General features: G+C 73.1%; 27 protein-coding genes and 1 riboswitch. Of the genes, 6 read left to right on the top strand and 21 right to left on the bottom strand.

Annotated features, from left to right (window positions below; genetic code table 11):
• Window positions 1-6 precede the first annotated feature (6 nt).
• Genes AB0P03_RS01015 through rpmB form a run of 3 tightly spaced genes read right to left on the bottom strand, consistent with a single transcriptional unit; the run spans window position 7 to window position 1,720 of the window.
• Window positions 7-1,182, bottom strand: a complete 1,176-nt coding sequence (locus AB0P03_RS01015; RefSeq protein WP_363627481.1) for a GTP-binding protein — start codon at window positions 1,180-1,182, stop codon at window positions 7-9.
• Window positions 1,179-1,484, bottom strand: a complete 306-nt coding sequence (gene rpsN, locus AB0P03_RS01010; protein ID WP_363627480.1) for a 30S ribosomal protein S14 — start codon at window positions 1,482-1,484, stop codon at window positions 1,179-1,181. The genes AB0P03_RS01015 and rpsN overlap by 4 nt, the downstream gene beginning before the upstream one ends.
• Window positions 1,484-1,720 (bottom strand): 50S ribosomal protein L28, encoded by a 237-nt coding sequence (gene rpmB, locus AB0P03_RS01005; protein WP_363627479.1) that lies wholly within the window; start codon window positions 1,718-1,720, stop codon window positions 1,484-1,486. The genes rpsN and rpmB overlap by 1 nt, the downstream gene beginning before the upstream one ends.
• A 125-nt stretch (window positions 1,721-1,845) precedes the next feature.
• On the opposite strand from rpmB, the gene rpmG reads away from it, so the two are divergent.
• The gene (rpmG, locus tag AB0P03_RS01000; RefSeq protein ID WP_363618280.1) at window positions 1,846-2,010 is read left to right on the top strand and encodes a 50S ribosomal protein L33; all 165 of its coding nucleotides are present in this window, start codon (window positions 1,846-1,848) and stop codon (window positions 2,008-2,010) included.
• Between the two features lie 112 nt (window positions 2,011-2,122).
• Here rpmG and AB0P03_RS00995 read toward each other — a convergent pair whose 3' ends face one another.
• Complete coding sequence (locus tag AB0P03_RS00995; protein ID WP_363583272.1) at window positions 2,123-3,235, bottom strand: HoxN/HupN/NixA family nickel/cobalt transporter; 1,113 nt, start codon at window positions 3,233-3,235, stop codon at window positions 2,123-2,125.
• 29 nt (window positions 3,236-3,264) lie between these two features.
• A riboswitch (cobalamin riboswitch) is annotated at window positions 3,265-3,479 on the bottom strand.
• An 81-nt stretch (window positions 3,480-3,560) separates the two neighbouring features.
• On the opposite strand from AB0P03_RS00995, the gene AB0P03_RS00990 reads away from it, so the two are divergent.
• On the top strand, window positions 3,561-3,944 hold the full coding sequence (locus AB0P03_RS00990) for a metalloregulator ArsR/SmtB family transcription factor (RefSeq protein WP_363583120.1): 384 nt from the start codon (window positions 3,561-3,563) through the stop codon (window positions 3,942-3,944).
• A 54-nt stretch (window positions 3,945-3,998) separates the two neighbouring features.
• On the opposite strand, the gene AB0P03_RS00985 is transcribed toward AB0P03_RS00990, so the two are convergent.
• The 8 genes from AB0P03_RS00985 to mltG (AB0P03_RS00950) form a co-directional block, all read right to left on the bottom strand.
• Entirely contained in the window at window positions 3,999-4,808 is an 810-nt protein-coding gene (locus AB0P03_RS00985; protein WP_363583118.1) for a DNA-formamidopyrimidine glycosylase family protein, read from the bottom strand.
• Window positions 4,809-4,888: 80 nt separating this feature from the next.
• Window positions 4,889-5,743: an AAA family ATPase gene (locus AB0P03_RS00980; RefSeq protein WP_363627478.1), complete on the bottom strand. Its 855-nt coding sequence runs from the start codon at window positions 5,741-5,743 to the stop codon at window positions 4,889-4,891.
• Window positions 5,744-5,822: 79 nt separating this feature from the next.
• Window positions 5,823-6,251, bottom strand: coding sequence for a type II 3-dehydroquinate dehydratase (aroQ, locus tag AB0P03_RS00975; RefSeq protein ID WP_063350970.1), 429 nt, complete (start codon window positions 6,249-6,251; stop codon window positions 5,823-5,825).
• An 8-nt stretch (window positions 6,252-6,259) separates the two neighbouring features.
• Window positions 6,260-7,369, bottom strand: a complete 1,110-nt coding sequence (gene aroB, locus AB0P03_RS00970; RefSeq protein ID WP_363583114.1) for a 3-dehydroquinate synthase — start codon at window positions 7,367-7,369, stop codon at window positions 6,260-6,262.
• The gene (locus tag AB0P03_RS00965; RefSeq protein WP_063346780.1) at window positions 7,362-7,883 is read right to left on the bottom strand and encodes a shikimate kinase; all 522 of its coding nucleotides are present in this window, start codon (window positions 7,881-7,883) and stop codon (window positions 7,362-7,364) included. The genes aroB and AB0P03_RS00965 overlap by 8 nt, the downstream gene beginning before the upstream one ends.
• Window positions 7,880-9,064 carry a chorismate synthase gene (aroC, locus tag AB0P03_RS00960; RefSeq protein WP_350877858.1) on the bottom strand — a complete coding sequence of 395 codons (1,185 nt, stop codon included), beginning with the start codon at window positions 9,062-9,064 and terminating at the stop codon, window positions 7,880-7,882. The genes AB0P03_RS00965 and aroC overlap by 4 nt, the downstream gene beginning before the upstream one ends.
• A 209-nt stretch (window positions 9,065-9,273) precedes the next feature.
• Window positions 9,274-10,104, bottom strand: a complete 831-nt coding sequence (locus AB0P03_RS00955) for a shikimate dehydrogenase (protein WP_363583112.1) — start codon at window positions 10,102-10,104, stop codon at window positions 9,274-9,276.
• 34 nt (window positions 10,105-10,138) lie between these two features.
• Window positions 10,139-11,614, bottom strand: a complete 1,476-nt coding sequence (mltG, locus tag AB0P03_RS00950; RefSeq protein ID WP_363627477.1) for an endolytic transglycosylase MltG — start codon at window positions 11,612-11,614, stop codon at window positions 10,139-10,141.
• Between mltG (AB0P03_RS00950) and AB0P03_RS00945 the strand changes: the two genes are divergently transcribed.
• Window positions 11,576-12,076, top strand: a complete 501-nt coding sequence (locus AB0P03_RS00945) for a hypothetical protein (protein WP_363627476.1) — start codon at window positions 11,576-11,578, stop codon at window positions 12,074-12,076. The two genes, mltG (AB0P03_RS00950) and AB0P03_RS00945, sit on opposite strands and share 39 nt — an antisense overlap.
• 160 nt (window positions 12,077-12,236) lie before the next feature.
• Here the strand turns inward: AB0P03_RS00945 and mltG (AB0P03_RS00940) are convergent, their stop codons facing one another.
• The 5 genes from mltG (AB0P03_RS00940) to AB0P03_RS00920 form a co-directional block, all read right to left on the bottom strand.
• Complete coding sequence (gene mltG, locus AB0P03_RS00940; protein ID WP_363583106.1) at window positions 12,237-13,499, bottom strand: endolytic transglycosylase MltG; 1,263 nt, start codon at window positions 13,497-13,499, stop codon at window positions 12,237-12,239.
• Window positions 13,500-13,592: 93 nt separating this feature from the next.
• Window positions 13,593-14,063, bottom strand: coding sequence for a Holliday junction resolvase RuvX (gene ruvX, locus AB0P03_RS00935; protein WP_244293307.1), 471 nt, complete (start codon window positions 14,061-14,063; stop codon window positions 13,593-13,595).
• Window positions 14,064-14,080: 17 nt separating this feature from the next.
• Complete coding sequence (gene alaS / locus AB0P03_RS00930; RefSeq protein ID WP_363618264.1) at window positions 14,081-16,750, bottom strand: alanine--tRNA ligase; 2,670 nt, start codon at window positions 16,748-16,750, stop codon at window positions 14,081-14,083.
• Window positions 16,750-17,193 carry a DUF6167 family protein gene (locus AB0P03_RS00925; protein ID WP_363583102.1) on the bottom strand — a complete coding sequence of 148 codons (444 nt, stop codon included), beginning with the start codon at window positions 17,191-17,193 and terminating at the stop codon, window positions 16,750-16,752. The genes alaS and AB0P03_RS00925 overlap by 1 nt, the downstream gene beginning before the upstream one ends.
• A gap of 4 nt (window positions 17,194-17,197) precedes the next feature.
• Window positions 17,198-17,677: a DUF948 domain-containing protein gene (locus AB0P03_RS00920; RefSeq protein WP_363583100.1), complete on the bottom strand. Its 480-nt coding sequence runs from the start codon at window positions 17,675-17,677 to the stop codon at window positions 17,198-17,200.
• Between the two features lie 252 nt (window positions 17,678-17,929).
• Between AB0P03_RS00920 and AB0P03_RS00915 the strand changes: the two genes are divergently transcribed.
• Both AB0P03_RS00915 and AB0P03_RS00910 read left to right on the top strand, forming a co-directional pair.
• The gene (locus tag AB0P03_RS00915; protein ID WP_363627475.1) at window positions 17,930-20,167 is read left to right on the top strand and encodes a regulator; all 2,238 of its coding nucleotides are present in this window, start codon (window positions 17,930-17,932) and stop codon (window positions 20,165-20,167) included.
• A 50-nt stretch (window positions 20,168-20,217) separates the two neighbouring features.
• On the top strand, window positions 20,218-20,544 hold the full coding sequence (locus AB0P03_RS00910) for a tetratricopeptide repeat protein (RefSeq protein WP_063346791.1): 327 nt from the start codon (window positions 20,218-20,220) through the stop codon (window positions 20,542-20,544).
• 110 nt (window positions 20,545-20,654) lie between these two features.
• On the opposite strand, the gene rpsD is transcribed toward AB0P03_RS00910, so the two are convergent.
• The 3 genes from rpsD to ppk2 form a co-directional block, all read right to left on the bottom strand.
• Window positions 20,655-21,269 (bottom strand): 30S ribosomal protein S4, encoded by a 615-nt coding sequence (gene rpsD / locus AB0P03_RS00905; RefSeq protein ID WP_063346792.1) that lies wholly within the window; start codon window positions 21,267-21,269, stop codon window positions 20,655-20,657.
• A 324-nt stretch (window positions 21,270-21,593) separates the two neighbouring features.
• Complete coding sequence (locus AB0P03_RS00900; protein WP_363583096.1) at window positions 21,594-22,943, bottom strand: replication-associated recombination protein A; 1,350 nt, start codon at window positions 22,941-22,943, stop codon at window positions 21,594-21,596.
• 50 nt (window positions 22,944-22,993) lie between these two features.
• On the bottom strand, window positions 22,994-23,833 hold the full coding sequence (gene ppk2 / locus AB0P03_RS00895; protein WP_363583094.1) for a polyphosphate kinase 2: 840 nt from the start codon (window positions 23,831-23,833) through the stop codon (window positions 22,994-22,996).
• Window positions 23,834-24,042: 209 nt separating this feature from the next.
• Here ppk2 and AB0P03_RS00890 point away from each other — a divergent pair, with 209 nt between their 5' ends.
• Window positions 24,043-25,029 carry a LysR family transcriptional regulator gene (locus AB0P03_RS00890; RefSeq protein WP_363627474.1) on the top strand — a complete coding sequence of 329 codons (987 nt, stop codon included), beginning with the start codon at window positions 24,043-24,045 and terminating at the stop codon, window positions 25,027-25,029.
• 4 nt (window positions 25,030-25,033) lie between these two features.
• On the opposite strand, the gene AB0P03_RS00885 is transcribed toward AB0P03_RS00890, so the two are convergent.
• Complete coding sequence (locus AB0P03_RS00885) at window positions 25,034-25,543, bottom strand: N-acetyltransferase (protein ID WP_363627473.1); 510 nt, start codon at window positions 25,541-25,543, stop codon at window positions 25,034-25,036.
• Between the last annotated feature and the right edge of the window lie 60 nt (window positions 25,544-25,603).

The raw sequence follows: 25,603 nt of genomic DNA, 5'->3' as shown, positions 1-25,603 counted from the left end.
GGCTCCTCAGTGAACGGGGTCGAGCAGGTCCCGGAAGGCGTCCGGCAGGGCCTTCCAGCCGGGTTCGCCCGCCGCGAGTTCGGCGTCGGTGAGCAGACAGGAGTCGAGCAGCCCGGTGACGCCGTCGACGTCGAGGCCCTCCGCGGTGAAGCTGAGCTGCTGCACCCGGTCGCCGTGCAGAGGGTGCCAGTCGAGGGCGGCGGCGGCCCGGCGGGCGGGCGGGTAGAGCTCCCAGGCGGCGTCGGGCAGGGAGGTGAGCCAGGGGCCGCACTCCTCGACGGCGAGGTTGGCCCCGGCGGCGTCCCAGGCGAGCATCAGGTCGGGCCGGTTGGCCAGCCAGAAGCGGCCGCGGCTGCGCTGGGCGGCGGGGACGAGCAGTTCCAGCGCCCGGTGCAGCCGCTCGGGGTGCAGCGGGCGTCGGCGCTCCCAGACCAGCGTGGTGACGCCGGCCTCGTCTCTCTCCTGCGGGAGCAGCGCGATCGCCGGGTTGACCCGGTCGCGGGCGGCGGCGACGTCGAAGCCGCCGAGGGCGGCCCGGGTGAGCGCCCCGGTGCCGAGCCGGACGACCCGGGCGGTGGGGTGGAGCTGGCGGAGCAACGCGAGCCCGGGCGCGTGCGCCGTCGCCCGCGGGACGGCGAGGGTGGTGGCGTACTCGACCTGGTGGGCGAGCGCCTCCGCGCGGGTCCGCTGGTCCTGGACGGCGGTGTGCTCGCCGTGCTCCACCAGGTCGTCGGAGACGGAGAGTTCGCCGATCAGCCGGTCCGGGTCGACGGCCGTGACCACGCCCGCGAGTTCGACGGCGTCCTCCAGGTGGCGGCCGTCCGCCTCTCCCCCGGCGATCACCTCGACGGCCGGGTGCGGGTCGCTACCGCCCCACAGTTCGACGATCGCGAGCCCGTACCGGCCTTCGTCGGCGATCCGCAGCAGTCGCGGCAGCAGGTCCTCGCGCAGGGCGCAGCAGGGGCAGTCGTTCACCAGCGGGACGTCGGCGACGTCGAACCCGCCTCCCGCGTCGCGCAGTTCACGGCGGACGACGCCCTGCGAGGCCTCCCGCAGGTCATGGTGGAGGACCACCGCGTCCACCGCTGCCGCCGCCAACTCCCGGACGGCGGCGCGGCGTTCGTCGGCGTGCAGTCCGGCGACGACCACCACGGGCAGTTTGATCCCGTCCACGCCGCTCACCAGCTGGCCTTGCGGACGCCGGGCAGGTGGCCGGCGTGGGCGTGGACGCGGAGGTTGACCCGGGAGAGGCCGAAGGCGCGCAGGTAGCCACGGGGGCGGCCGTCGACGGCGTCGCGGTTGCGGATCCGGGTGGCGCTGGCGTCGCGGGGCTGGCGGGCGAGTTCGGCCTGGGCGTCCGCGCGTTCGGCGGGGGCGGTGCCGGGGTGGGCGGTGATCCGCTTGAGCTCGGCGCGGCGCTCGGCGTACCGGGACACGACGGCGCGGCGCTGCTCGTTCTTGGCGATCTTGCTCTGCTTGGCCATCAGACCTTCCCCCCTCGGGCGCGGATGCGGGCGACGGCGGCCTCGATGCCGATCGTGTCGATGGTGCGGATGCCCTTGGCGCTGAGGGCGAGCCGGACGTACCGGCCCTCACCGGGCAGCCAGTAGCGCTTGTGCTGGATGTTGGGGTCGAAGCGGCGGCGGGTGCGGCGGTGCGAGTGCGAGATCGCGTTGCCGAATCCGGGTTGGCGGCCGGTGAGTTGGCAGTGGGCGGACATGGGTGCTCCCTGGCGTCCGGGAATGGGCGGGACGGAGCCCACGTTACACCAGATGAAAATGACTTCCATTTCGGTGTACGGTTTCGCCCCAGCCCCGAACACCCCGCCAACCCGGGAGGACACCCATGGCCCGCAGCGAACTGCGCCCCGTCATCAAGCTCCGCTCCACCGCCGGCACCGGCTACACGTACGTGACCCGCAAGAACCGCCGCAACGACCCGGACCGGATGGTCCTGCGCAAGTACGACCCGGTCGCGCGCCGGCACGTCGACTTCCGCGAAGAGCGCTGAACCCCGCCCGCCCGACGACCGGCACCGGCCCGCAGCGACGAAACGGCGCCTCCCCCGGGATCCCGGGGGAGGCGCCGTCGCTGATCGCTGCCGTCGCTGATCGCAGCCGTCGCTACTCGGCGGCCACCCAGCGCTTCTCCACCCGGGCCAGCTTCCAGTAGGCGATCGCCGCGGCCCAGACCACCACGAACAGCCCGGCGATCGCGTAGCCGACGTTGTCCAGCGAGATGCCCGCGATCCAGCCGGTGACCGGGTCGGTCAGATCGAGCTTCTCGTGCAGCACGCCGACCAGTTCGATGGTGCCGATGACGAAGGCCACCGCGATCGACAGCCCAGTGATCGTCAGGTTGTAGTACACCTTCCGGACCGGGTTCGCGAAGGCCCACTGGTACGCGAAGTTCATGAACGTCCCGTCCAGGGTGTCGAACAGGCTCATCCCGGCCGCGAACAGCAGCGGCAGGCAGACGATCGCGTACCAGGGCAGCCCGGCCGCCGCGCCCGACCCGGCCATCACCATCAGGGTGACCTCGGTCGCGGTGTCGAAGCCCAGCCCCAGCACCATGCCCACCGGGAACATCTGCCCGGGCCGGGTGATCGACCGGGTCGCCCGGTTCAGCACCCGGGCCATGAAGCCGCGCGAGTTGAGGTGCTCCTCCAGCTGCGCCTCGTCGTACGACCCGGCCCGCATCGCCCGGAACACCTTGAGTATGCCGAGCAGCGCGGCCAGGTTGAGCGCGCCGATCAGGTAGAGGAACGCGCCGGAGGCCGTCGTGCCGACCATCCCGAGCCACTTGTGGGTGGCCGAGTCGTCGTCCATCAGCGTGCTGGCCAGCTGCGCGCCGCCCGCCACCAGGGCGGCCATCAGCACCACCATCGAGGAGTGCCCGAGGGCGAACCAGAAGCCGACCGAGACCGGCCGCTTGCCGTCCGCCATCAGCTTGCGGGTGGTGTTGTCGATCACCGCGATGTGGTCGGCGTCGAAGGCGTGCCGCATGCCGAGGGTGTACGCGGTGATCCCGAGGCCCACCCCGAAGACCTGGGTGCCGACCGCGTAGTTGTGGGGCGCGACCAGGAAGACGAGCGTCCCGAAGGCCACCACGTGCATGGCCAGGATCACCCCCATCAACCCGGCCGTGCGGACGGTGTCCTCGCGCTTCCAGCGGAACGTGGGCAGCACGGACGGTGTCGCCGGCGCCTCGGCGGCGGCGGTTTCGGGCAGGGTCATTCGGGTCACGCTCCAGCACCTCGTGGAAACACTTCGTGAGATGCCGTGGCCGGTCTCCTGGCTTACGGGGGTCCCGTACCCGCCTTCCCAGGTGCGCGAGGCTCCCAGTGGCGTCGTGGGTACGGACGTCTCTCCATCGTCGACGATCACGATGGCCCGATCACAGTGGCGAGGGCCGCTCCGGACTGGGACCCCTGAGGATCCGTCACCGGTCTTCCCGAGCACCACGGCGGGGAACACCGTAGGGGCCAGGACCCACCCTTGCAAGGCTGCGCACCTGCGCAGGTGTCCAGGATCACAGGCCCCCTCCTGCAACAATGTGCGCATGCATCTCGTACCGGCCGACCGCGCGGGCCACCGCACCATCGACGGACACCGGGTCTGCGAGGCCATCGCCGCGATCGGCGACCCCGCGCACGTCCGCACCTGGGCCGAGCGGTTCTCCCTGCTCGCCGACCCCGGGCGGCTCGCCCTCCTGCTCGCCCTCCACCGGGCCGGCCCGCTCGCCGTCTCCGACCTCGCCGTCGCCACCGGCATGCGCGACCCCGCCGTGTCCCAGGCCCTGCGGCTGCTCCGCACCGCGGGCGTGGTCACCGGGGACAAGGACGGGCGGATCGTGCGCTACCGGCTCGTGGACGAGGCCCTGCGCCCCCTCCTCGACGCGTGCGCCGCCGCCGAACACCACGAGCCCAGCGCGGCCGTCGTCTGACCGGCTCCTCCGGAGGACGCGCCGGGGCCCGGCCGGAGCAACCCTCGAACGCGGTCAGGCCGCCTGGCAGGCGGGGCACCAGAAGAGGTTGCGCGCGGCGTGCTGCTCCGTCCGGACCTCGGTGCCACAGACCAGGCAGGGCATCGCGGCCCGCCGGTAGACGTACACCTCGCCGCCGTGGTCGTCGACGCGCGGCGGGCGGCCCATCGCCTCGGGGGTGTGCTCGGGACGGACGGTGTCGATCCGGCCCGCGCCGACGCCCTCGTGCATCAGGGCGACCAGGTCGGCCCAGATCGCGTCCCACTCGCCCCGGGTGAGGTCGCGGCCGGCGCGGTGCGGGTTGATCCCGTGGCGGAACAGCACCTCGGCCCGGTAGACGTTGCCCACCCCGGCCAGCACCTTCTGGTCCATCAGCAGCGCGGCGACGGTCGTCCGGCTGGCCGATATCCGGCGCCAGGCGGCCTGCGGGTCGGCGTCGGCGCGCAGCGGGTCGGGGCCCAGCCGGGCGGCGACGGCGTCCTTCTCCGCGCCGGTGACCAGCGCGCAGGTGTTGGGGCCGCGCAGGTCCGCGTAGCCGTCGTCGTTGGCCAGCCGCAGCCGGACCAGGCCGACCGGCTCGGGCGCGGGCCCGGTACCGAAGGCGAAGCCGCCGTAGAGGCCGAGGTGGACGTGCACCCAGGCGCCCTCCTCGAAGCCGAGGAACAGGTGCTTGCCGACGGCTTCGGCCGCGGTGAGCAGCTGCCCGTCGATGGCCTTGGCCTCGTCGGCGAACCGGCCCTGCGGGCTGGACACCTCGACCGGGCGGCCGCCGAAGGCCTTCCGGTTCTCGGCGGCGAGGCGGTGGATGATGTGGCCTTCCGGCACGGGCGTCAGCTCCCCCGGGGTGGTTCGACAGGACCCGCACATCATCGCAGCCGGCACCGACACCGCCGGATCGTCGCAGGTCAGCGCACCGGCATGCCCATCAGCCGGGCCAGGATGACGCGGTCCAGCTCGGCGGCGGTGCCGGCCACGTCCAGGTACGAGTTGTCGATGATCGGCAGCCCGGAGTTGTACCAGCCGGCCATCCGGCCGTGGATCCGCGCCACCTCCTCGTCACCGAGCCGCCGGGTGCCGCCGCGCCGGGCGTTGCGGTGCAGCACGGAGTCCAGGCTGGGCAGCAGCACGACCGGGATCATGCCGGGGCCGATGTGCCGCTTCCAGCCGCCGAGGCCGATGGCCGGGCGGTCCGGGAAGACGGCGTCGTCGATGATGCAGGAGATGCCGTTGGCGAGGTAGTTGCGGCAGGCGAAGCCGCAGGTGCGGCGGGCCAGCCGGTACTGCGCCTCGGAGGCGTTGTTCCAGCCGGACTGCGGGTTGGCGAAGCCGGACTGCACCCACTCGCGGACGTCGTCCAGGCTGATGTGCGCGGTCGGGCTGGGCCGGCGCTCGGCCCAGTACCGGGCGACGGTGGTCTTGCCGGCCCCGGCCGGGCCGATCAGCAGGACGGCAATCGGACTGGTGGGCGCGTGCCGCTGCGGCGGGTGGGCGGGGAGTTGCACGGGCGTGCCGGAGGGCAGCACGAAGTGCCCGGTGGACCCGACGGGGACCGGCGCGCCGGGCGCGGGTGCGGCCGGGGCGGGCGCGGCAACAGGAGCGGGCGGCACCGGAGCGGCCGGAACCGGCGGCGCGGCGGCGGGAACAGGAGCCGGAGCGGGCGGCACCGGCGGCGGCGCGGCGGCCCCCGACGGCTGCGGCCCCGGCGGAGCGACGGGACGCGGCGGGACCTGCCCACCCCCGGCGTACTGCGTCACGGTCACCTCCCGACACCTCTCAGCGGGGAGACTACACGGCGGCCCGGCGGCGGGCACAGTCCGCCGCCGGGCCGCTGACCAGGCGTCAGCGCGTGGTGAGTTGCTCGGCCAGGGCGCGCAGGGCCAGCTCGTACGAGCCGAGCCCGAACCCCGCGATGGTGCCGGAGGCCACCGCGGCGATCACCGAGGTGTGCCGGAAGGTCTCCCGGGCGTACGGGTTGGAGATGTGCACCTCGATCAGCGGCGCGGTGCGCTGCGAGGCGGCGTCCCGCATCGCGTACGAGTAGTGCGTGAACGCGCCCGGGTTGATCACCACGGGCACCTTGCCGTCGGCCGCCTCGTGCAGCCACTCCACCATCTGCTGCTCGGAGTTGGTCTCGTGCACCTCGACCTCGAAGCCGAACTCCTTGCCGAGCGCGGTGCAGCGCTCGACCAGCCCGGCGTAGGAGGTGGCGCCGTAGACGTCCGGCTCGCGGCTGCCGAGCCGCCCGAGGTTGGGGCCGTTGAGCACCATGACCCTGGTCACGCCGAGACCTCCGCGTAGGCGGCGACCAGCAGGGACGGGTCGGGGCCCTCCAGGACGGAGGTCTTGCCGAGGCCGTCCAGGACGATGAAGCGGATCAGGTCGCCGCGCGACTTCTTGTCGATCTTCATGGCGTCCAGCAGCTTCGGCCAGGCGTCCGCCTGGTAGCGCAGCGGCAGGCCGACGGAGGCCAGCACGGTGCGGTGCCGGTCGGCCGTCTCGTCGTCCAACCGGCCCGCCAGGCGGCCGAGTTCGGCGGCGAAGACCATGCCGATGGAGATCGCGGCGCCGTGCCGCCACTTGTAGCGCTCGTTGCGCTCGATGGCGTGGCCGAGGGTGTGGCCGTAGTTGAGGATCTCGCGCCGGCCGGACTCCTTGAGGTCCCCGGAGACCACGTCGGCCTTGACCTGGATGGCGCGGCGGATCAGCTCGACGGTGTGCGTGCCGTCCGGGGTCTTGGCGCCCTCCGGGTCGGCCTCGATCAGGTCGAGGATGGCCGGGTCGGCGATGAAGCCGCACTTGATGACCTCGGCGAGGCCGGAGACGTAGTCGTGCTTGGGCACGGTCGCCAGGGTGTCGAGGTCGGCCAGCACGCCCACCGGCGGGTGGAAGGCGCCGACCATGTTCTTGCCCTCGGCGATGTTGATGCCGGTCTTGCCGCCGACGGCCGCGTCGACCATGCCGAGCAACGTGGTGGGCATGGAGATCCAGCGGACGCCGCGCAGCCAGGTCGCGGCGACGAAGCCGGCCAGGTCGGTGGTGGCGCCGCCGCCGAGGCCGACGACGACGTCGCTGCGGGTGAAGCCGGTCTGCCCGAGCACCGACCAGCAGTACGCGGCGACCTCGGCGCTCTTGGCGTCCTCGGCGTTGGGCACCTGGAGCGCGATCGCCTCGTAGCCCTCGCCGAGCAGGTCCTCGCGGATGGCGTCGGCGGTGGCGGCCAGCGCCTCGGGGTGGATGATCGCGACCCGCTTGGCGCCTCTTGTCCCCAGACTGGGGGGACTGATCAGCGCCGACAGCTCGCCGAGCAGCTGGTGCCCGATCAGCACGTCGTACGGGTCGTGGCCGGCGCTGCCGCCGACGTGAATCCTGACGATGGGGTCAGTCATGGGGGGTCTTCAGCTCCAGTGCTTCCAGTACGGCGTCCGCGACCTGCTCGGGGGTGCGGCCGGCGGTGTCGACGACGGCGGTGGCCACCTCCAGGTAGAGGGGCCGGCGGGCCTCCATCAGCTCGCGCCAGCGGGCCCGCGGGTTGATGGCCAGCAGCGGGCGCGGGGCGTCCAGGCCGACCCGCTTGACCGCGTCCGCCAGCGGGACCTCCAGGAAGACGACCGGCAGCTCGCGCAGCAGGGCGCGGGTGGCCTCGGCCATCACCGCGCCGCCGCCGAGTGCCAGCACGCCGTCGTGCTCCGTGGCGCCCGTGCGCACGGCCCGGACCTCCAGCTCGCGGAAGTGCGGCTCGCCCTCGTCGATGAAGATCTCCGGGATGGGCTTGCCGGCCAGCGCCTCGATGTCGGCGTCGGTGTCCCGGAAGCCGACGCCCAGGCGCTCGGCCAGGGCCCGCCCGACGGTGGACTTGCCACTGCCGGGCGGGCCGACCAGCACAACGACCGGAACGGTCATCGGATGATCAGGTTGTCGAGGTAGCCCTGCACGTTGCGGCGGGTCTCGGAGACGTGGTCACCGCCGAACTTCTCGTTCACCGCGTCGGCCAGCACCAGCGCGACCATCGCCTCGGCGACGATCCCGGCGGCCGGCACGGCGCAGACGTCCGAGCGCTGGTGGTGCGCCTTGGCCGGCTCGCCGGTGCGCACGTCCAGGGTCTGCAACGCCCGCGGCACGGTGGCGATCGGCTTCATGGCGGCACGCACCCGCAGCACCTCGCCCGTGGTCAGGCCGCCCTCGGTGCCGCCGGAGCGGCCGGATGTGCGCTTGACGCCCTCGGGGGTCGGGACGATCTCGTCGTGCGCCTGCGAGCCGGGCACCCGGGCCAGCTCGAAGCCGTCGCCGACCTCGACGCCCTTGATCGCCTGGATGCCCATCAGCGCGGCGGCCAGCCGGGCGTCCAGCCGGCGGTCCCAGTGCACGTGCGAGCCCAGACCCACCGGCACGCCGTACGCGAGCACCTCGACCACGCCGCCGAGGGTGTCGCCGTCCTTGTGGGCCTGGTCGATCTCGGCGACCATCGCCTTCGAGGCGTCGGCGTCCAGGCAGCGGACCGGGTCGGCGTCCAGCCGCGCCTCGTCCGAGGGCAGCGGCAGCACACCGGCCGGGGCCTTGGCGGCGGCCAGCTCGACCACGTGGCTGACGATCTCGATCCCGCAGGTCTCCTTCAGGTACGCGCGGGCGACGGCACCGAGCGCGACCCGGGCGGCCGTCTCACGGGCGCTGGCGCGCTCCAGGATCGGACGGGCCTCGTCGATCGAGTACTTCTGCATGCCGGCCAGGTCGGCGTGGCCGGGGCGGGGGCGGGTGAGCGCCTCGTTGCGGGCCAGACCGGCCAGCACCTCGGGGTCGACCGGGTCGGCCGACATGACCTGCTCCCACTTCGGCCACTCGGTGTTACCGACCATGACCGCCACCGGGCTGCCCATGGTCTCGCCGTGCCGGACGCCGCCGAGGAACGTCACCTCGTCCTGCTCGAACTTCATCCGTGCGCCGCGACCGTAACCGAGCCGGCGGCGCGCCAGCGCGTCGGCCACCACCGCGGTGGTGACCGGTACACCGGCGGGCAGGCCTTCCAGCGTCGCGACGAGTGCGGGGCCGTGCGACTCCCCCGCCGTCAGCCAGCGCAACGTACCCAACGGAGCTCCTTCATCAGCGGACCGGCCTCGGCACCTGCCGGGGCCCGCCCGGGCGTGCCTTTTCCCCTGAATCCTTTCACGTCCCGGCGGCACCCGGAGGCCCAGTCCGCGTGACGGACGGCAACCGGCCAGTCGGCGGGACGGTGGTCGGCACGATTCCGGCCACCCGGCCGGGCGGTGGTCGGCGCGATCCGGCCACCGGCCCGGCCTCAGCGCCCGGCGAGGGCCTTCTCGCCCGCCTCGCGCATCGCCGCCAGCGGCCCCGGCGCCCGCCCGGTGAAGGCCTCGCTCTGCAGCACCGCCTGGTGCACCAGCAGGTCCAGCCCGCCCAGGACGGTCGCCCCGCGCGCGGCGCAGGCCTCGGCCAGCGCCGTCGGCCACGGGTGGTACAGCACGTCGAACAGCGCCCCCGGCGCGGCGGGCAGTGCCCCGGCGAAGGCGTCGGTCGCACCGACCGGCGTGGTCGAGACGGTCAGCGGCCGCGCCAGCGCCTCCGCGCCGCGCTCCCAGTCGGCGGTGCGCACGGCGACGCCCAGCCGCTCGCCCAGCTCGGCCATCTCCCGGGCCCGCTCCGCGCTGCGCACGTAGACGGTCACCTCGCCGGTGCAGACCTGGGCCAGCGCCGCCAGCGCCGAGGAGGCGGTGGCCCCGGCACCCAGCACGGCCGCGGCCGGCACCTCGGTGATGCCCCGCTCGCGCAGCGCGTTCACCAGCCCGGGGACGTCGGTGTTGTCCCCGGTGCGCCGCCCGTCGGCGGTGAACACCACGGTGTTCACCGCGTCCACCGCGCGGGCCGTCGCGCTGACCTCGTCCAGCAGCGGGATGATCGCCCGCTTCAGCGGCATGGTCAGCGACAACCCGGCCCACTCGGCCTCGTCCAGCCCGGCGAGGAAGCCGGGCAGGCCGGCCTCGTCGACCTCGAAGCGGTCGTAGCGCCAGCCGTCCAGCCCGAGCGCCGCGAAGGCGGCCCGGTGCAGGTCCGGCGAGAGCGAGTGGGCGATCGGCGAGCCGAGGACGGCGGCCCGGTGCTTGCTGGTCAACGCTGCTCCTCCGTGAACGGCGGTGCGGTGGCGGCTACTTGGTGGTGCAGTGGAGACCGACCTTGTCGAAGCCCTGGCCCGCCGCCCGGCAGTACGCCTCGACGTTGGCCGCGTGCTCCTTGTCCGTCTCGGCGAAGAGGGTCTTGATCGGGGACATCGCGATGAAGTACAGCCACTTGCCGTCCGCCGGGTTGAGCACCGCCTTGAGCGCGTCGTCGCCGGGGTTGGAGATCGGCGTCGGCGGCAGACCCGGGTTGATGTAGGTGTTGTACTTGTTGGACCCGTCGTTGATGTCCTTCTTGTCCAGGTCCTTGCGGCCCAGCGAGTACTGCAGCGTGGTGTCCATGCCGAGCGTGTGGCGCACGGCATCGCTCGCCAGCCGGTTCTGGATGGTCCTGGCCATCTTGCCGAAGTCCTCGACGTTGTTGCCCTCGCGCTGCAGGATGCTCGCCTCGATGACCACCTCGTACGCGTTCTTGAGGCCCGCCTTGGACGCGTCGGCGTCCAGCGTCGCGTACTTGTCGGTGGCGTTCTTCACCATCTGCTTGAGCAGGTCCTCGGGCTTCATGCCGTCGGCGATGTTGTACCGGGTCGGCCAGAGGAAGCCCTCGACGTTGCCGTTCGCGTACGCCGGCAGGCCGAGGCTGCCGACCTGGGCCTTGGCGACACCCGCCGTGGTGCCCTGCGGCAGCTTCAGCTTCCCGTCGATCAGGGTGTAGATGTCCGCGGCGGTCTTACCCTCGGGGATGACCAGCGCCGCACCGCCGGCCCCGTTGAGCAGCTCGCTCAGCGCGGTGGCGGCCGGCAGCTCCTTCTTCAGCGAGTAGAAGCCCGGCTGGATGGTCGTGCACTTCGGCTCGGCGGAACAGACCTTGCCGAAGGCGTCGACGCTCTTGACCACGCCGGCGTTCTTCAGCGCCAGGCCGATCTGACCGCCGACCGCACCCGACTTGACCTCGACCTGGACGGGGCTGCCGCCCTCGCCCGTGAAGTCCGGCGGCGGGCCGAAGTGGTCCTGGTAGAAGCCGTAGCCCCACCAGCCGGCCCCGCCCAGGGCGCCGACCAGCACCAGCGCGACCAGCAAGCAGGCCCCGCCGTTGCGGCGGCCGGACTTCTTGCCCTTCTCCTTGCGCTTCTTCTGCGCGTCGCGGGAGGAGTCCTCCTCGCCGAGGAAGCCATCCTGCTCGGCGTGGCCGTCCTCGTCGCGGTGCTCGGCGTCCTCGTGGTGGCCGTCCTCCTGGAAGCCGTCCGGGTGGCCGTCCCACTCGTCGGTCTCGGGCGCGTGCCCGCCGACCGGGTCGGCGCCGGCCTCCAGCGCGGCGGCCTCGGCCTCCCAGTCGATGCCGTCCGGGCCGGGGCCGCTGACGGGCGCGACCGGCTCGGGCTCCGGCGCCGCGCGACGCCGCCGCCCGGGCTGCGCGCCCTGCTGCGGGATGCCCGGCTGCTGCTGCGCACCGGGCTGCTGAAGCTGTTGGGGCTGCTGCGGGGCCATCCCCTGCTGCTGCGCCATGCCCTGCTGCTGCGCCATACCCGGCTGCTGCTGACCGTCCGGGAACCCCTGCTGCTGATACCCCTGCGGGTACCCCTGCTGCGGCATCTGCTGCATCTGCTGCTGTTGCTGCGGGTACCCCTGCTGCGGGTAGCCCTGCTGCTGCATCTGCTGCTGGGGCACCTGCTGCTGCGGGTACTGCTGCTGTCCGCCCGGGAACCCCTGCTGCTGATACCCCTGCTGCGGCATCTGCTGCATCTGCTGCTGCGGATACCCCTGCTGCTGCATGTCTCCGTACGGCTGCTGGACCGGCTCGCCCTGCTGCTGGGGATACTGCTGGACCGGCTCGCCCTGCTGGGGATACTGCTGCCACTGGCCGTCCTGCTGGCCGGGGACCGGCTGCTGGCCGCCGTACCCGGGGTCACCGGGGTGCCACGGCTCAGAGCCCTGGGGGCCGTAGCCCCGACCCAGATCGGTCATTGATCCCCTTAACCGACGAAGACGGCCGGAGGATCGGACCGGCCGTCCGGGACGCGGTCCCGGCTGATTCTCGAACCGGCGTGCTAGCGCAGCGCCTGGGAGGAGACGTTACCGTACCGCACACGTGCCCCCGGCAGGGCGGACGTGCCGTCAGTGTCCGACCTCACCCGCCCGCGCTCGGCTCGGGCGCCGGCGCCGGCGGCCCGGAGGCGGGGGCGGACGCGCCGGCCGAAGCCGACGGCAGGGCCGAGGCACTCGGCTTCGCCGACGCCCGGTTGGCGTTGAACTCGGCGACGTTGCGCTGCTGCACGTCGAAGCTGTCGGTGAAGCGGGTGTCCCCCGGTTTCACGGTGACGAAGTAGAGCCAGTCCCCCTGCGCCGGGTCCAGCGCCGCCATGATCGCCTGCCGCCCCGGGTTGGAGATCGGCGTGGGCGGCAGCCCGGGGTGCAGGTAGGTGTTGTACGGGGAGTCCAGCCGGGTGTCGGTGACGGTGGTGTTCAGGGTCGACCGGCCGAGCGCGTAGTTGATCGTGGAGTCGAGCTGCAGCGGCATGCCCTTGGCGAGCCGGTTGTAGATGACCCGCGCCACCTTGCCCATGTCCTCGTTGTTGTCGGCCTCGCCCTGGACCATGCTGGCCACGGTGACCAGCCCGTACAGGCTCTGCCCGAGGTTCTGCGCGACGACGTTCGCGTCGTCCCGGCTGAACTCCTTGCCGGCCCGCTCCACCATCTGTTTCAGCAGGTCGATCGCGGTGGTCCCGTCGGTGACGCTGTACGTCGCGGGGAAGAGGTAGCCCTCGGGGCTGCCCTTGGCGAAGTCCGGCAGACCCAGTTCGGCGCCCTGCTCCTGGGCGGTGCGCTGGGTGGTGCCCTCCGGCAGGCGCAGCTTGTGGTCGATGGCCACGTAGATCTGGTAGCCGCGCCAGCCCTCGGGGATGGTCAGGCCGTTGGCGTTGGCCGGGTCGATCAGCACGGTCAGCGCGGCCGCGGCCGACATCCGCTGCTTCAGGGTGTAGGTGCCGGGCTGGATCCGCCCGGCAGCCGCGGCGCTGCCCTTGGCCGCCCGGGTGAAGGCGAGCGAGCTGGCCACCACCCCGTTGCGGACCAGGGCGGACGCGATCTGGGACAGGCCCGCGCCCTCCGGCACCGAGACCTGGACGCTGCCGGTGCCCTGCCCCGCGTAGTCGGCGGCGGCCGGGGGTGTGCGCTGTCCCTGGAACCAGGTGTACCCGGCGAGGCCCGCCCCGCCGAACACCGCGACCAGGGCGAGCGCGGTGAGCGCGCAGGCCAGTCCGTTACGCCGTCGGTGCGGATCGGGTGCATCGGGGCGCATGCGGGGCGCGCCCGGCGGCCGGCCCTCCGGCTCCAGCACCGGCGCACCCAGGTGCCCGGGCGTGAGCCCCGGATGGAAGTCCTGGTCGGTCATGGCTCGCGTCCCCTCGGCAGTGCCGAAACGTTCGAAGGGGTCCGTGCGGACGCGTCCGCACGGACCCCTCGACGGGACGTTAGATCAGGCCGGTCAGCCGACCGCCTCGACGCTCTCACCAGGCGGGTTCCCGCTCACCCGTTCGGACTCAAGGGCGGTCTGCAGGATCACCACCGCGGCGGCCTGGTCGACCACCGAGCGGCCCTTCTTCGCCTTGACGCCCGAGGCGCGCAGCCCGTGGGTGGCGGTGACGGTCGACATCCGCTCGTCGACCAGCCGGACCGGCACCGGGTACAGCCGGTTGGCCAGCCGCGTCGCGTAGGCGCGGACCTTCTCCGCCGCCGGGCCCTCCTTGCCGCTCAGCGAGCGGGGCAGCCCGACGATCACCTCCACCGCGTCGTACTCCTCGACGATGGCGGCGATCCTGGCCTGCGACTTCACCCCGGCCGGAACGGTCTCCACGGGCGTGGCGAGCACCCCGTCGGGGTCGCAGGACGCGACCCCGATCCGGGCGTCACCGACGTCGACGGCGATCCGCCGCCCCCGTCGGAAGGGCCGCTCCACCTGAGGCTCCTCGACCATCAGCTGGCGCGCTCCGCGACCAGGCCGCGCACCGCGGCGACGGCCTCGCCGACCGCGGCCGGGTTGGAGCCGCCGCCCTGGGCGACGTCGTCCTTGCCGCCACCGCCGCCGCCGAGGGTCTTGGCGGCGACCCGGACCAGCTCGCCGGCCTTGATGCCGCGGGCGCGGGCGTCCTCGTTGGTGGCGATCACGGTCAGCGGGCGGTCGTTCGCCACGGTGAAGGCGGCGACCACGGCCGGGCGCGAGCCGAGGCGGCCTCGCACGTCCAGCACCAGCTTGCGCAGCTCGTCCGCGCCCACGCCGTCGGCGACCTGCGCGGCGACCACCGAGATGCCGTGCACGTCCTCGGCCGAGTCGGCCAGACCCGCCGCGGCGGCCAGCACCTTCTCGGCGCGGAAGCGCTCGATCTCCTTCTCGGCGTCCTTGAGCTTGGCGAGCATGCCCGAGATCTTCTCCGGCAGCTCCTCCGGGCGCCCCTTGACCAGCTCGGTCAGCTGGGAGACCACGGTGTGCTCGCGGGCCAGGAACTTGTACGCGTCGACGCCGACCAGCGCCTCGACGCGACGCACGCCGGAGCCGATCGAGGACTCGCCGAGCAGCTTGACCAGGCCCAGCTGGGCGGTGTTGCCGACGTGCGTGCCACCGCACAGCTCCTTGGAGAAGTCACCGATGGTGACGACCCGGACCTCGTCGCCGTACTTCTCGCCGAACATCGCGATGGCGCCGGCCTTGCGGGCCTGATCCATCGTCATGACCTCGGCGGTGACGTCGAGTTCGCGACCCAGCACGTCGTTGATCTTCTGCTCGACGTCGACCAGCACGGTGCCCGGGACGGCGGCGGGCGAGCCGAAGTCGAAGCGGAAGCGGCCGGGGGCGTTCTCGGAACCGGCCTGGGCGGCCGTCGGGCCGAGCGCGTCACGCAGCGCCTGGTGGGTCAGGTGGGTGGCCGAGTGGGCGCGGGCGATCGCCCGGCGGCGCTCGGTGTCGATCGTGGCGTACGCCGAGGCGCCGAGCACGACCTCGCCGAACAGCACCCCGCCGGAGTGCACGATGACACCCGGGACGGGCTGCTGCACGTCGCGGATCTCCACCACCGCGCCGGACTCCAGCCGGATCCGGCCGTGGTCGGCGAGCTGGCCGCCGCCCTCGGCGTAGAACGGGGTGCGGTCGAGGATGATCTCGACCTCGTCGCCCTCGGAGGCGGCCGGCGCCGGAACGCCGTCCACCAGCAGGCCGACGACGCTGGCCTCGCCCTCGGTGAGGTTGTAGCCGGTGAAGACGCTCGCGCCGGACTTGTCGGCGACCTCGCGGTACGCGGCGACGTCGGCGTGGCCCATCTTCTTGGCCTTGGCGTCCGCCTTGGCGCGGTTGCGCTGCTCCTGCATCAGACGGCGGAAGCCGGCCTCGTCCACCTGGAGGCCCTGCTCCTCGGCCATCTCCAGGGTGAGGTCGATCGGGAAGCCGTAGGTGTCGTGCAGCTTGAAGGCCTGGTCCCCGGAGAGGACCGCGCCGCCGGCCTGCTTGGTCTCGGTGACCGCGGCGTCCAGCAGGCTGGTGCCGGCCTTGAGGGTCTGCAGGAAGGCCGCCTCCTCGCCGACGACGACCGTCTCGATGCGCTTGCGGTCGCTCTCCAGCTCCGGGTACTGCGGAGCCATCGCCTTGATGGCGATGTCGGTGAGGTCCTTGGCCACCACGCCGGTGGCGCCCAGCAGGCGCATGTTGCGGATGGCGCGGCGCAGGATGCGGCGCAGCACGTAGCCGCGGCCCTCGTTGCCGGGGGTGACGCCGTCGCCGATCAGCATCAGCGCGGTGCGGATGTGGTCGGTGACCACGCGCAGCGAGACGTCCGACTTGTGGTCGGCGCCGTAGGTGTGGCCGGTGAGCTCGGCGGCGCGGTCGAGGATCATCCGACTGGTGTCGATCTCGAAGAGGTTGTCGACGCCCTGGAGGATGGCGGCGAGGCGCTCCAGGCCGAGGCCGGTGTCGATGTTCTTGCTCGGCAGGTCGCCGAGGATCTCGAAGCCGTCCTTGCCGTCGCCGTGGCCGCGCTCGTACTGCATGAAGACCAGGTTCCAGATCTCCAGGTAGCGCTCGCCGTTGACGGCCGGGCCGCCCTCCTCGCCGTACGCGGGGCCGCGGTCGTAGTTGATCTCCGAGCACGGGCCGCAGGGGCCGGGGACGCCCATCGACCAGAAGTTGTCCTTCATGCCGAGGCGCTGGATGCGCTCGGACGGGACGCCGATGACGTCACGCCAGATCAGCTCGGCCTCGTCGTCGTCCTGGTAGACGGTGATCCAGAGCTTCTCCTTCTCCAGGCCGTAGCCACCGTCCGCGACGGAGCTGGTGAGCAGCTCCCACGCGAACTTGATGGCGCCTTCCTTGAAGTAGTCGCCGAAGGAGAAGTTGCCGCACATCTGGAAGAAGGAGCCGTGCCGGGTGGTCTTCCCGACCTCCTCGATGTCCAGGGTGCGCACGCACTTCTGGACGCTGGTGGCGCGCGAGAACTGCGGCTTGACCTCGCCCAGGAAGTAGGGCTTGAACGGCACCATGCCGGCGTTGACCAGCAGCAGGGTGGGGTCGTCGGCGACCAGGGACGCCGACGGAACGACGGTGTGGCCGCGCTCCTCGAAGAAGCGCAGCCAGCGGCGGCGGATCTCAGCCGACTCCATTATTGGTCCTTCCGGTTCGGGGTGCCGCCCCGCTGCGGCAGGGCGCGGCGGGGCGTTTCTTCAATGGCTCGGGTGGTGGTGCGGGCCCCACGGGATACGGGGCGGGGGCCGGACGGGGGCAGGGCGGCGGCCGGGCTGCCGGGCGCCGCCGAGATAGCTCGGTACTGCGGCTCGCCGCGCAGGACCCGGCGGGTGCTCCCGGGCTCGACGACGGCGGTGCCGTGCAGTCCGAGGTCGTCCTTCAGCTGCTCCTCGCGCTCGGCCATGCCGGCCCGCACGTCCTGGGCGAACTGCTTGGCCAGGTCGCCCAGGTGCAGCGCACCGCGCGTGGCGGTGCCGGAGAGGCTGTCCGGGGTGAGCCGGTGCACGGCCTCGTTGGCCTTGTTCATGGCCCACACGGTCGCACCGGCGCCGACCGCCATCCAGAAGACGCGTCGCACCATGCCGTCAGCCCCTCACCGCGCGCCGGACCCGGGAGAACAGGCCGTTCCTGGGCGCGGTCGCGGCGCGCACCTCGGCCCGGATCAGCCGGGCCAGCTCCTCGCGCTCGCCGCTCTGCGACGGCACGGACGGCTGGCCGCCCTGCTGCTTGGCGACGGCCTTGCGGACGCCGTAACTGAAGGCCGCGACCTTCACCAGCGGCCCGCCCAGGGTGGCGGCGACGGTGGAGGAGAGCGCGTTGGCGTTGGCGGCGGCGTCCTGCACGTTGGCGGTGATCTCGTCCACCCGCTCCAGCTGCTGGTTGGCACTGCGCACGGCGGCGCCCGCGTCGCTCAGCAGCGGGACGGCCTGCTCGGTGACGGCGGAGACGAGGACAGTGGCCTCCTTCAGCACTCGCGAGAGGCGGACCAGCACCACGGCGAGCAGGGTGACCAGGACCGCCCAGAACACGGCGACGAGCAACCCGGCCAGCTCTCCCACGGACACCTTTGCGCGCTCCCTCGCCTTGCTGTTCTCCAAACGGAACCCTATCGCGCCCACGCCCGGTTTCCGGACCGGGTTGTCGCCGGGCCCCGGGGTCCGCCGTCGCGTCGGCCCCCGGCCGAACCGGTCGGATGTGCGAACCGCGCGCGTAACCTACCGGCCGGTCACCTCGTTCTGCCAGGCGGGCCGTCGCCCGTACGGCCCGACGAACGTCCGGGCCCCGACGGTCCGGGCCAGGAACACGGGGAGCAGCGCTTGGCCGGCGACTGGAGAGCACAGTCCGGGGAACCCGCGGCGCGGCCGCGCGAGCCGGAGCCCGGTCGGCTGCCGGCCGAGGTGACGGGCTTCGTCGGGCGGCAGCGGGAGCTGGCCGAGCTGGCGGGCCTGCTGGCCGGCGCCCGGCTGGTGACGGTGACCGGGCCGGGCGGGGTGGGCAAGAGCCGACTGGCCCTGCGCGCCGCCGCCCGGGCGGCCGGCGCCTTCCCGGACGGCACCTGGCTGGTCGAGCTGGCCCCGGTGCAGGACCCGCTGCTGCTCGGCCGCGCGGTGCTGGAGGCGCTGCGGCTGACCGACGGCACCGCCCGCCCGCCGCTCGACCTGCTCACCGAGCGGCTGTCCGGCCGGTGCACGCTGCTGGTGCTGGACGGCTGCGAACACCTGGTGCAGGCCTGCGCCGAACTGGCGGACGCGCTGCTGCGGGCGCTGCCCGGCCTCCGGGTGCTGACCACCAGCCGCGCCGCGCTGCGGGCCTCGGGCGAGCACCTGCTCACCCTGGCCCCGCTGCCGGTCGACCCGCGGCCGAGCGATCCGGGCGGTCCGAGCGATCCGGGCGGACTGCCGGACGCGGTGCGGCTGTTCGCCGAGCGGGCCCGGGCGGTGCTGCCCTCCTTCGCGCTGACCGAGGCCGACGCCGAGGCGGTGAGCCTGCTCTGCCGCCGTCTGGACGGCCTCCCGCTGGCGGTGGAGCTGGCGGCCGGGCGGCTGCGCGCGCTGTCGGTGGAGCAGATCACCGCCCGGCTGGACGACCGGTTCCGGCTGCTCACCGGCGGCTCCCGGACGGCCCTGCCGCGGCACCGGGCGCTGCGCACCACGATCGGTTGGAGCCATGAGCTCTGCACCGTGCAGGAACGTTTACTCTGGGCCCGCCTGTCGGTCTTCGCCGGCAGTTTCGACCTGGAGGCCGCCGAGTACGTCTGCGCCGGTGACGGCCTGGAGGCCGAGGACGTGCTCGACCTGCTCGACGAACTGGTCGGCAAGTCCGTGGTGCTGGGCGAGGACAGCGCCTTCGGCGTCCGCTTCCGGCTGCTGGACACCCTGCGCGACTACGGCGGCCAGTGGCTGCGGGCCGCCGGCCAGGAGCAGCGGCTGCTGCGCCGCCACCGCGACTGGTACCTGGGCGTGGCCACCTGGGGCGAGGTCGAGTGGTTCGGGCCCCGGCAGGCCGAGACCGCCGAGCGCACCGAACTCGCCCACCCCAACCTCCGCGCGGCGCTGGAGTTCTGCCTCGCCGAGCCCGGCGAGGAGCAGATCGCCCTGCTGCTGGCGGGCACGCTGTGGTTCTACTGGGTCGGCTGCGGCCACCTCGGCGAGGGGCGGCACTGGCTGGACCGCGCGCTCGCCCTGGACCGCGAGCCGACCGAGGCCCGCGCCAAGGCCCTCTGGGTGACCGGCCATCTGGCCACCCTGCAAGGCGACCTGGAGACGGCCCGCCCGGCACTGGAGGAGTGCCGCCGCCAGGCCCTGGACACCGGCGACGACCGGGCGCTGGCCTACGCCGTCCACCGGCAGGGCAGCGCGGCCCTGATCGGCGACGAGCCGGACCGCGCCGCCGAGCTGTTCGAGGAGGCGCTCTGGCACTACCGGACGATCGGCGAGCTCAACAGCAACGTCGTGCTGGCCATGGTCGAGCTGGGCCTCGCGTACCTCTTCCAGGGGGATCCGGAGAGCGGGGAGCTCTGGTTCGGCCAGGCCCGCGAGCTGTGCGAGGAGCACGGCGAGCAGTGGGCGTACGCGTACGTGCTGTACGCGATGGCGTACGCGCACTGGATGGACGGCGCAGTCCGGGCGGCCCGCGCCCTGGCCCGGGAGGGCCTGCGGCTGAACCACCTGTTCCACGACCTGCTGGGAATCGCGCTGGCGATCGACCTGCTGGCGCTGCTGGAGACCGAGCCGGGCGGCCCGGGCGCGCCGGGCGACCTGGGCGGGGCCCGGGTGCTGCAGGGCGCCGCGCACCGGATCTGGGGCGCGGTCGGCCTGCCCTTCCTGGGCTCGCGGTCCTTCTTCGGCCCGCACCAGGAGTGCGCGGAGCGGGCCCGGGCGGGGCTGACCGCGCAGGAGTACGAGCGGTGCTACCAGGCCGGGGCCCGGCTCGACCTGGACGCGGCGGTCTCCCGGGCGCTGGGCGGCAGCGGGTCGGCGGGCGGCCCGGAGCCCGGGTCCGGGCCCTGCTCGGTGCCGTCTGCACCGACGCCCGCACCGGCCAGGAATAGCTGAAACTTGCCGATTGCTTGAGGAGGCAAGGAACCACCCGGAAGGAGCACCCCGTGGCCGTGACCACCGCCGCCGACGAGTACCGCCTCGCGACGTTCCACTTCGAGTCCAAGGCCTACGCCGACGCCGCCCGCATGCTGGAGGGCGTGCTGGCCGAGGAGCCGGCCAACCTCTCGGTCCGGCTGCTGCTGGCCCGCAGCTACTACCACTCCGCCCAACTCGGGCGCGCCGAGGCCGAGTTGCTCCGGATCCTGGACACCGACCCGGCCGAGGACTACGCCCGGCTGATGCTCGGCCGCACCCTGGAGCGCCAGGGCCGCGCCGAGGAGGCCCGCCCCCACCTGCGGCTGGCCGCGGCGATGACCGGCGAGAACCGCTAGGTCCTGTCCGACCGGCACCAGGAGCTGCCACCGGGAAAGGGGCGAGCCCCCGCCGCCTCGAAAGGCGACGGGGGCTCGCTGAGGTACCGCAGATGCGGAACCGCCGCGGGTCAGCGCGAGTAGTACTCGACCACCAGCTGCTCGTCACAGATCACCGGGACCTCCTTGCGCTGCGGCGCACGGTCCAGGCGGAAGGCCAGGGCCTTCAGGTTGACCTCGAGGTACTTCGGGGTCTGGCCCTCGCCCGCGTAGCCACCCTCACGGGCGACCTGGAACGGGACCTTCTCCTTGCTGCGCTCGCGGACGGTCACCACGAAGCCCGGCTTCATCTGGTACGACGGCTTGTTGACCTTGCCACCGTTGACCTCGATGTGGCCGTGGACGACCATCTGGCGGGCCTGGTAGATGGTGCGGGCAATGCCCGAACGCAGCACCAGCGAGTCCAGACGGGTCTCCAGCTCGGCGACGAGCGCCTCACCGGTCTTGCCCTCGGCCTTCTTCGCGCGGTCGAACGCGCGCGCCATCTGCTTCTCGCTCAGGTCGTACTGGGCGCGCAGACGCTGCTTCTCGAGCAGACGGACCTTGTAGTCCGAGTTCTGCTTGCGACCACGGCCGTGCTGGCCGGGCGGGTACGGGCGGGCCTCGAAGTACTTGACGGACTTCGGGGTCAGCGGCACGCCGAGCGCACGCGCGATCTTGACCTTGGGACGCTTCTGGTTCGCCATGAACCAAACCTTCCTTGCTTACGAATACGGCTTCACCAGGTGTTGACGGAGGTCGCATCTCGCGACCCGGAGACAACCCATCGCCGAGGCGATGCGGTCAGCCGCTCTCCGGAGCCGGGCACAAAAGTGCTGGTCACACGGAACAGCCCGGAAATCCGGGCCGTCCGCGACACCGAAACGGTGCGCGACGCTCCTGGTGCGGGCCTCCCGGAGGAGGCCTACGGCCGATGCCCCGCTGGTGTGGCCGGTCGGTGGGGTCTCCCCCGCCGCCGTCCCGGGACGTGGCACTCCGACCGATTGTACCGGGTGCTCGACCGCCCCTTCTCACTCACCCCTGAGCCGGCCCCGCGTCCACTCCACGACGTCCGCGTAGCGGGCCTCGCCGCCGCGCCGGGTCGGCTGGTAGTAGTCCTTGCCGTGCACCGCGTCCGGCGCGTACTGCTGGGCCGCGATGCCCTCCGGCAGGTCGTGCGGGTACTGGTAGCCCCGGCCGTGGCCGAGCTTGCCCGCGCCGCCGTAGTGCGCGTCCCGCAGGTGCGGCGGCACCGCGCCCGCGAGCCCCTGCCGGACGTCCGCCAGCGCCGCGTCGATCGCCAGGTAGGCCGCGTTGGACTTGGGCGCCAGGGCCAGCGCGATCGCCGCCTGGGAGAGGATGATCCGCGCCTCCGGGAAGCCGATCAGGGCCACCGCCTGGGCCGCCGCGACCGCGGTCTGGAGCGCCGTCGGGTCGGCCAGGCCGACGTCCTCGCTGGCCGAGATCATCAGCCGGCGGGCGATGAACCGCGGGTCCTCCCCCGCCTCGATCATCCGGGCCAGGTAGTGCAGGGTGGCGTCCACGTCGCTGCCCCGGATCGACTTGATCAGCGCGCTCGCCACGTCGTAGTGCTGGTCGCCGTCCTTGTCGTAGCGCACCGCCGCCTGGTTGACGGCCGTCTCCGTGGTGGCCAGCGTGATGCTCGCCTCGCCCTTCTCCAGCGCCGCCCCGGCCGCGGCCTCCAGCGTGGTGAGCGCCCGCCGGGCGTCACCGCCGGCGAGGCGCACCAGGTGGTCCTCGGCCTCCGCCGTCAGGTCCAACGCGCCCCCCAGGCCGCGTTCGTCGGCCACCGCGCGGCGCAGCAGGGCGCGGACGTCCTCGTCGGTCAGCGACTCCAGGGTGAGCAGCAGCGAGCGGGACAGCAGCGGGGAGATCACCGAGAAGTACGGGTTCTCCGTGGTCGCCGCGATCAGGGTGACCCAGCGGTTCTCCACGGCCGGCAGCAGCGAGTCCTGCTGGGCCTTGGAGAAGCGGTGGATCTCGTCCAGGAACAGCACCGTCTCCCGGCCGGACATGCCGACCGCCCGCCGGGCGCCGTCGATCACCGCCCGGACCTCCTTGACCCCGGCGGTGATCGCGGACAGCTCGACGAAGCGGCCCTCCACGGCCTGGCTGATCACGTGCGCGAGGGTGGTCTTGCCGGTGCCGGGCGGGCCCCAGAGGATCACCGAGCTGGTCGCCGCCGGCCCGCGCGAGCCCGAGACCAGCCGCCGCAGCGGCGACCCGGGCTTCAGCAGCTGCCGCTGCCCGGCCACCTCGTCCAGGGTGCGCGGACGCATCCGTACGGCCAGCGGCGCCCGGCCGGGCTCCCTGCTCTGGCGTTCCTCGGCGGCGGCGGTGAAGAGGTCCGGTTCGTCCACACCGAAAGCCTATGCGAGGCCGCCGACACACCCGCCGGAGCGAGCCGGCCTCATCGCGCCCGGGCCGCCCGCCGATCGAGGCGGGCCGCGTGGTCCGGGACGTACTTCTGCAGGTCGCGCGGGGGCCGCTGGTAGCCGCGCGGGGCCGGGCGGGGCGGCAGGTCGATCTGCGGGGCGGTGATCTCGCGGTACGGCACGGTGGAGAGCAGGTGGGCGATCATGTTGATCCGGGCCCGCCGCTTGTCGTCGCTCTCCACCACGTGCCAGGGCGAGTCCGGGGTGTCGGTGTAGACGAACATCTCGTCCTTGGCCCGCGAGTAGTCCTCCCAACGGGTGATCGACTCGACGTCCATCGGGGAGAGCTTCCAACGCTTCATCGGATCCTCCAGCCGGTCCCGGAAGCGCCGTTCCTGCTCGGTGTCGCTCACCGAGAACCAGTACTTGCGCAGCAGGACGCCCTCCTCGATCAGCATCCGCTCGAAGGTCGGGCACTGGTGCAGGAACTGCCAGTACTGCTCGTCCGTGCAGAAGCCCATGACCCGCTCGACGCCGGCCCGGTTGTACCAGCTGCGGTCGAACAGCACGATCTCTCCCGCGGCCGGCAGCTGCTCGACGTACCGCTGGAAGTACCACTGGGTCTTCTGCCGCTCGGTCGGGGTCGGCAGCGCCACGACCCGGGCGATGCGCGGGTTCAGGTACTCCGTCACCCGCTTGATCGCGCCGCCCTTGCCGGCGGCGTCGCGCCCCTCGAAGACCACCACCAGCCGGGCGCCCTCGACCCGCACCCACTCCTGGAGCTTCACCAGTTCCTGCTGGAGCCGCAGCAGTTCCCGCTCGTACGGCTTCCTCGCGAGTCGTTCCGGCTTCGCGGTCCGCTGCTCCTCGGCCACCTGGGGTCCTCCGTCCGGCTGCTGCTGATGAGCACTCACCGTAGGCGCTGGAGACCGCCCCCGCAGGTCGGCGGACGGGTGGGCGGCAGCGGCGGCCCCCTGAACCGCCGCTGCCGCGCTCCCCCGTCCGGTCGGCGTGAACGCCGAACGACCAACCTTGACCCACACCTGCCGGACGGGTCCAATATCCGGTTCCATAACCTTGGGGCATGGATGTCGACACCCGCCTGCTGCGCAGCTTCGCCGCGGTCTGCGAGGAGGGTCAGCTGACCGCCGCCGCGGCCCGGCTGTTCGTCTCCCAGCCGACGCTCACCAAGCAGATCCGCCAGCTGGAATCGCTGCTCGGGGTCGCGCTGTTCGAGCGCTCGCGGCGCGGCATGGCGCCCACCCCGGCCGGGCGGGCGCTGGCGGACTACGCCGGGGCGATGCTGGCCGGCTGGGAGGACGCGCTGCGTGCCACCCGGGCGGCCGCCGCCGAGCAGGGCTCGGTGCTGCGCGTGGGGTTCGAGGGCGGCATCATCAACCTGATGACCCGCAGCACCGTCGCCGACTTCGCCCGGCGGATGCCCGGCTGGCAGGTGGAGCTGCGGCAGAACAACTGGTTCGACCCGACCTCGGGCCTGGCCACCGGCGAGATCGACCTGACGCTCTGGCACGGCCCGGCGTGGCTGGTCGAGCACTACAACGTCGCCGTGCTCGGCGAGGAGGCGCGGGTCGTGGCGCTGCCGACCGGGCACCGGCTGGCGGACCGGGCCGAGCTGTCCGTCGAGGACCTGCTGGACGAGCCGTTCGTGGCGATACCGCACGAGGCCGGGCACTGGCGCGAGTACTGGCTGGCGGGCCGGGAGCGGGGCGGGCGTCCGGTGCGGATCGGCGCGGTGGCGCACAACACCGACGAGTGGCTGGCCGCGGTGGTGTGCGGTCAGGGCGTCGGCTTCGCACCGGAGACGATGAGCCGGCTGGCCGTACGGGATGACGTCGCGTACCGGCCGGTGCGGGGGCTCAGCCCGAGCCTGGTCGGGCTGTACTGGCCGAAGGACCGCGAACTCACGCCGGCGATGGCCGCGTTCGTGCGCAGCTGCCGGGTCACGGTCCCCTTCGGCCGGCTGGGATCGTCGGGTGGGACGGAGCCCCGGGTGGGAACGTCGGGTGGGACGGAGCCCCGGGTGGGAACGCGGTCGGTGGAGCCGACCTGACGGTCTACACCGCCACGAAGGCCTCGGGGTAGCGGCAGAGCCCGCGCGGAGCGCCGTCGTACCCGGGCAGCGGCAGCGCCTGGAAGTAGGCGTCCGGCACCTCGAACGGCCCGCTGACCTCGTGCCGACCGGCCGCGCTGAAGCCGAACCGCCCGTAGTACTCCGGGTCGCCGAGGACGACCACGAGCTTCTCCCCCGCCTCCTCGGCCGCCGACAGCGCGGCCCGGACGACGAGTTCGCCGACGCCCTTGCGCTGCCACTCGGGCGCGACGGCGACCGGCGCGAGCGCGAGGCCCGCGCCGTCCTCGCCGACCCGCAGCCGGGTCAGCAGCGCGTGCCCGATCACCAGCCCGGTCTCGTCGACCGCGACCAGCGACAGCTCGGGCAGCCAGGCCGGATCGCGGCGCAGCGCGTCGACCAGGTCCGCCTCGTCGGGGCCGGGGAACGCGGCCATGTGGACGCGTCTGGTCGCCGGGGCGTCATCCGGACACTCGACCCTTGTGATCACCTGCATGAGTCAACCCTCCTTGTGTCACACGTCATTGTGGACCGGCCCCGGACGGTGGGTGGACCG

Origin of the sequence: Kitasatospora sp. NPDC088779 (genome assembly GCF_040685395.1) — a bacterium.
Classification (GTDB): Bacteria; Actinomycetota; Actinomycetes; order Streptomycetales; family Streptomycetaceae; genus Kitasatospora.
Note: the sequence above shows the minus strand (reverse complement) of the source record. Positions and strands in the feature narration are given on the sequence as shown.

Excerpts from the sequence above, each read along its gene's own strand:
- rpsN (WP_363627480.1), bottom strand. The coding sequence starts at position 1,484 with ATGGCCAAGCAGAGCAAGATCGCCAAGAACGAGCAGCGCCGCGCCGTC.
- rpmB (WP_363627479.1), bottom strand. The coding sequence starts at position 1,720 with ATGTCCGCCCACTGCCAACTCACCGGCCGCCAACCCGGATTCGGCAAC.
- rpmG (WP_363618280.1), top strand. The coding sequence starts at position 1,846 with ATGGCCCGCAGCGAACTGCGCCCCGTCATCAAGCTCCGCTCCACCGCC.
- AB0P03_RS00995 (WP_363583272.1), bottom strand. The coding sequence starts at position 3,235 with ATGACCCTGCCCGAAACCGCCGCCGCCGAGGCGCCGGCGACACCGTCC.
- AB0P03_RS00990 (WP_363583120.1), top strand. The coding sequence starts at position 3,561 with ATGCATCTCGTACCGGCCGACCGCGCGGGCCACCGCACCATCGACGGA.
- aroQ (WP_063350970.1), bottom strand. The coding sequence starts at position 6,251 with ATGGTGCTCAACGGCCCCAACCTCGGGCGGCTCGGCAGCCGCGAGCCG.
- aroB (WP_363583114.1), bottom strand. The coding sequence starts at position 7,369 with ATGACTGACCCCATCGTCAGGATTCACGTCGGCGGCAGCGCCGGCCAC.
- AB0P03_RS00965 (WP_063346780.1), bottom strand. The coding sequence starts at position 7,883 with ATGACCGTTCCGGTCGTTGTGCTGGTCGGCCCGCCCGGCAGTGGCAAG.
- mltG (WP_363627477.1), bottom strand. The coding sequence starts at position 11,614 with ATGGCGCAGCAGCAGGGGATGGCCCCGCAGCAGCCCCAACAGCTTCAG.
- mltG (WP_363583106.1), bottom strand. The coding sequence starts at position 13,499 with ATGACCGACCAGGACTTCCATCCGGGGCTCACGCCCGGGCACCTGGGT.
- alaS (WP_363618264.1), bottom strand. The coding sequence starts at position 16,750 with ATGGAGTCGGCTGAGATCCGCCGCCGCTGGCTGCGCTTCTTCGAGGAG.
- AB0P03_RS00925 (WP_363583102.1), bottom strand. The coding sequence starts at position 17,193 with ATGGTGCGACGCGTCTTCTGGATGGCGGTCGGCGCCGGTGCGACCGTG.
- rpsD (WP_063346792.1), bottom strand. The coding sequence starts at position 21,269 with ATGGCGAACCAGAAGCGTCCCAAGGTCAAGATCGCGCGTGCGCTCGGC.
- AB0P03_RS00890 (WP_363627474.1), top strand. The coding sequence starts at position 24,043 with ATGGATGTCGACACCCGCCTGCTGCGCAGCTTCGCCGCGGTCTGCGAG.
- AB0P03_RS00885 (WP_363627473.1), bottom strand. The coding sequence starts at position 25,543 with ATGCAGGTGATCACAAGGGTCGAGTGTCCGGATGACGCCCCGGCGACC.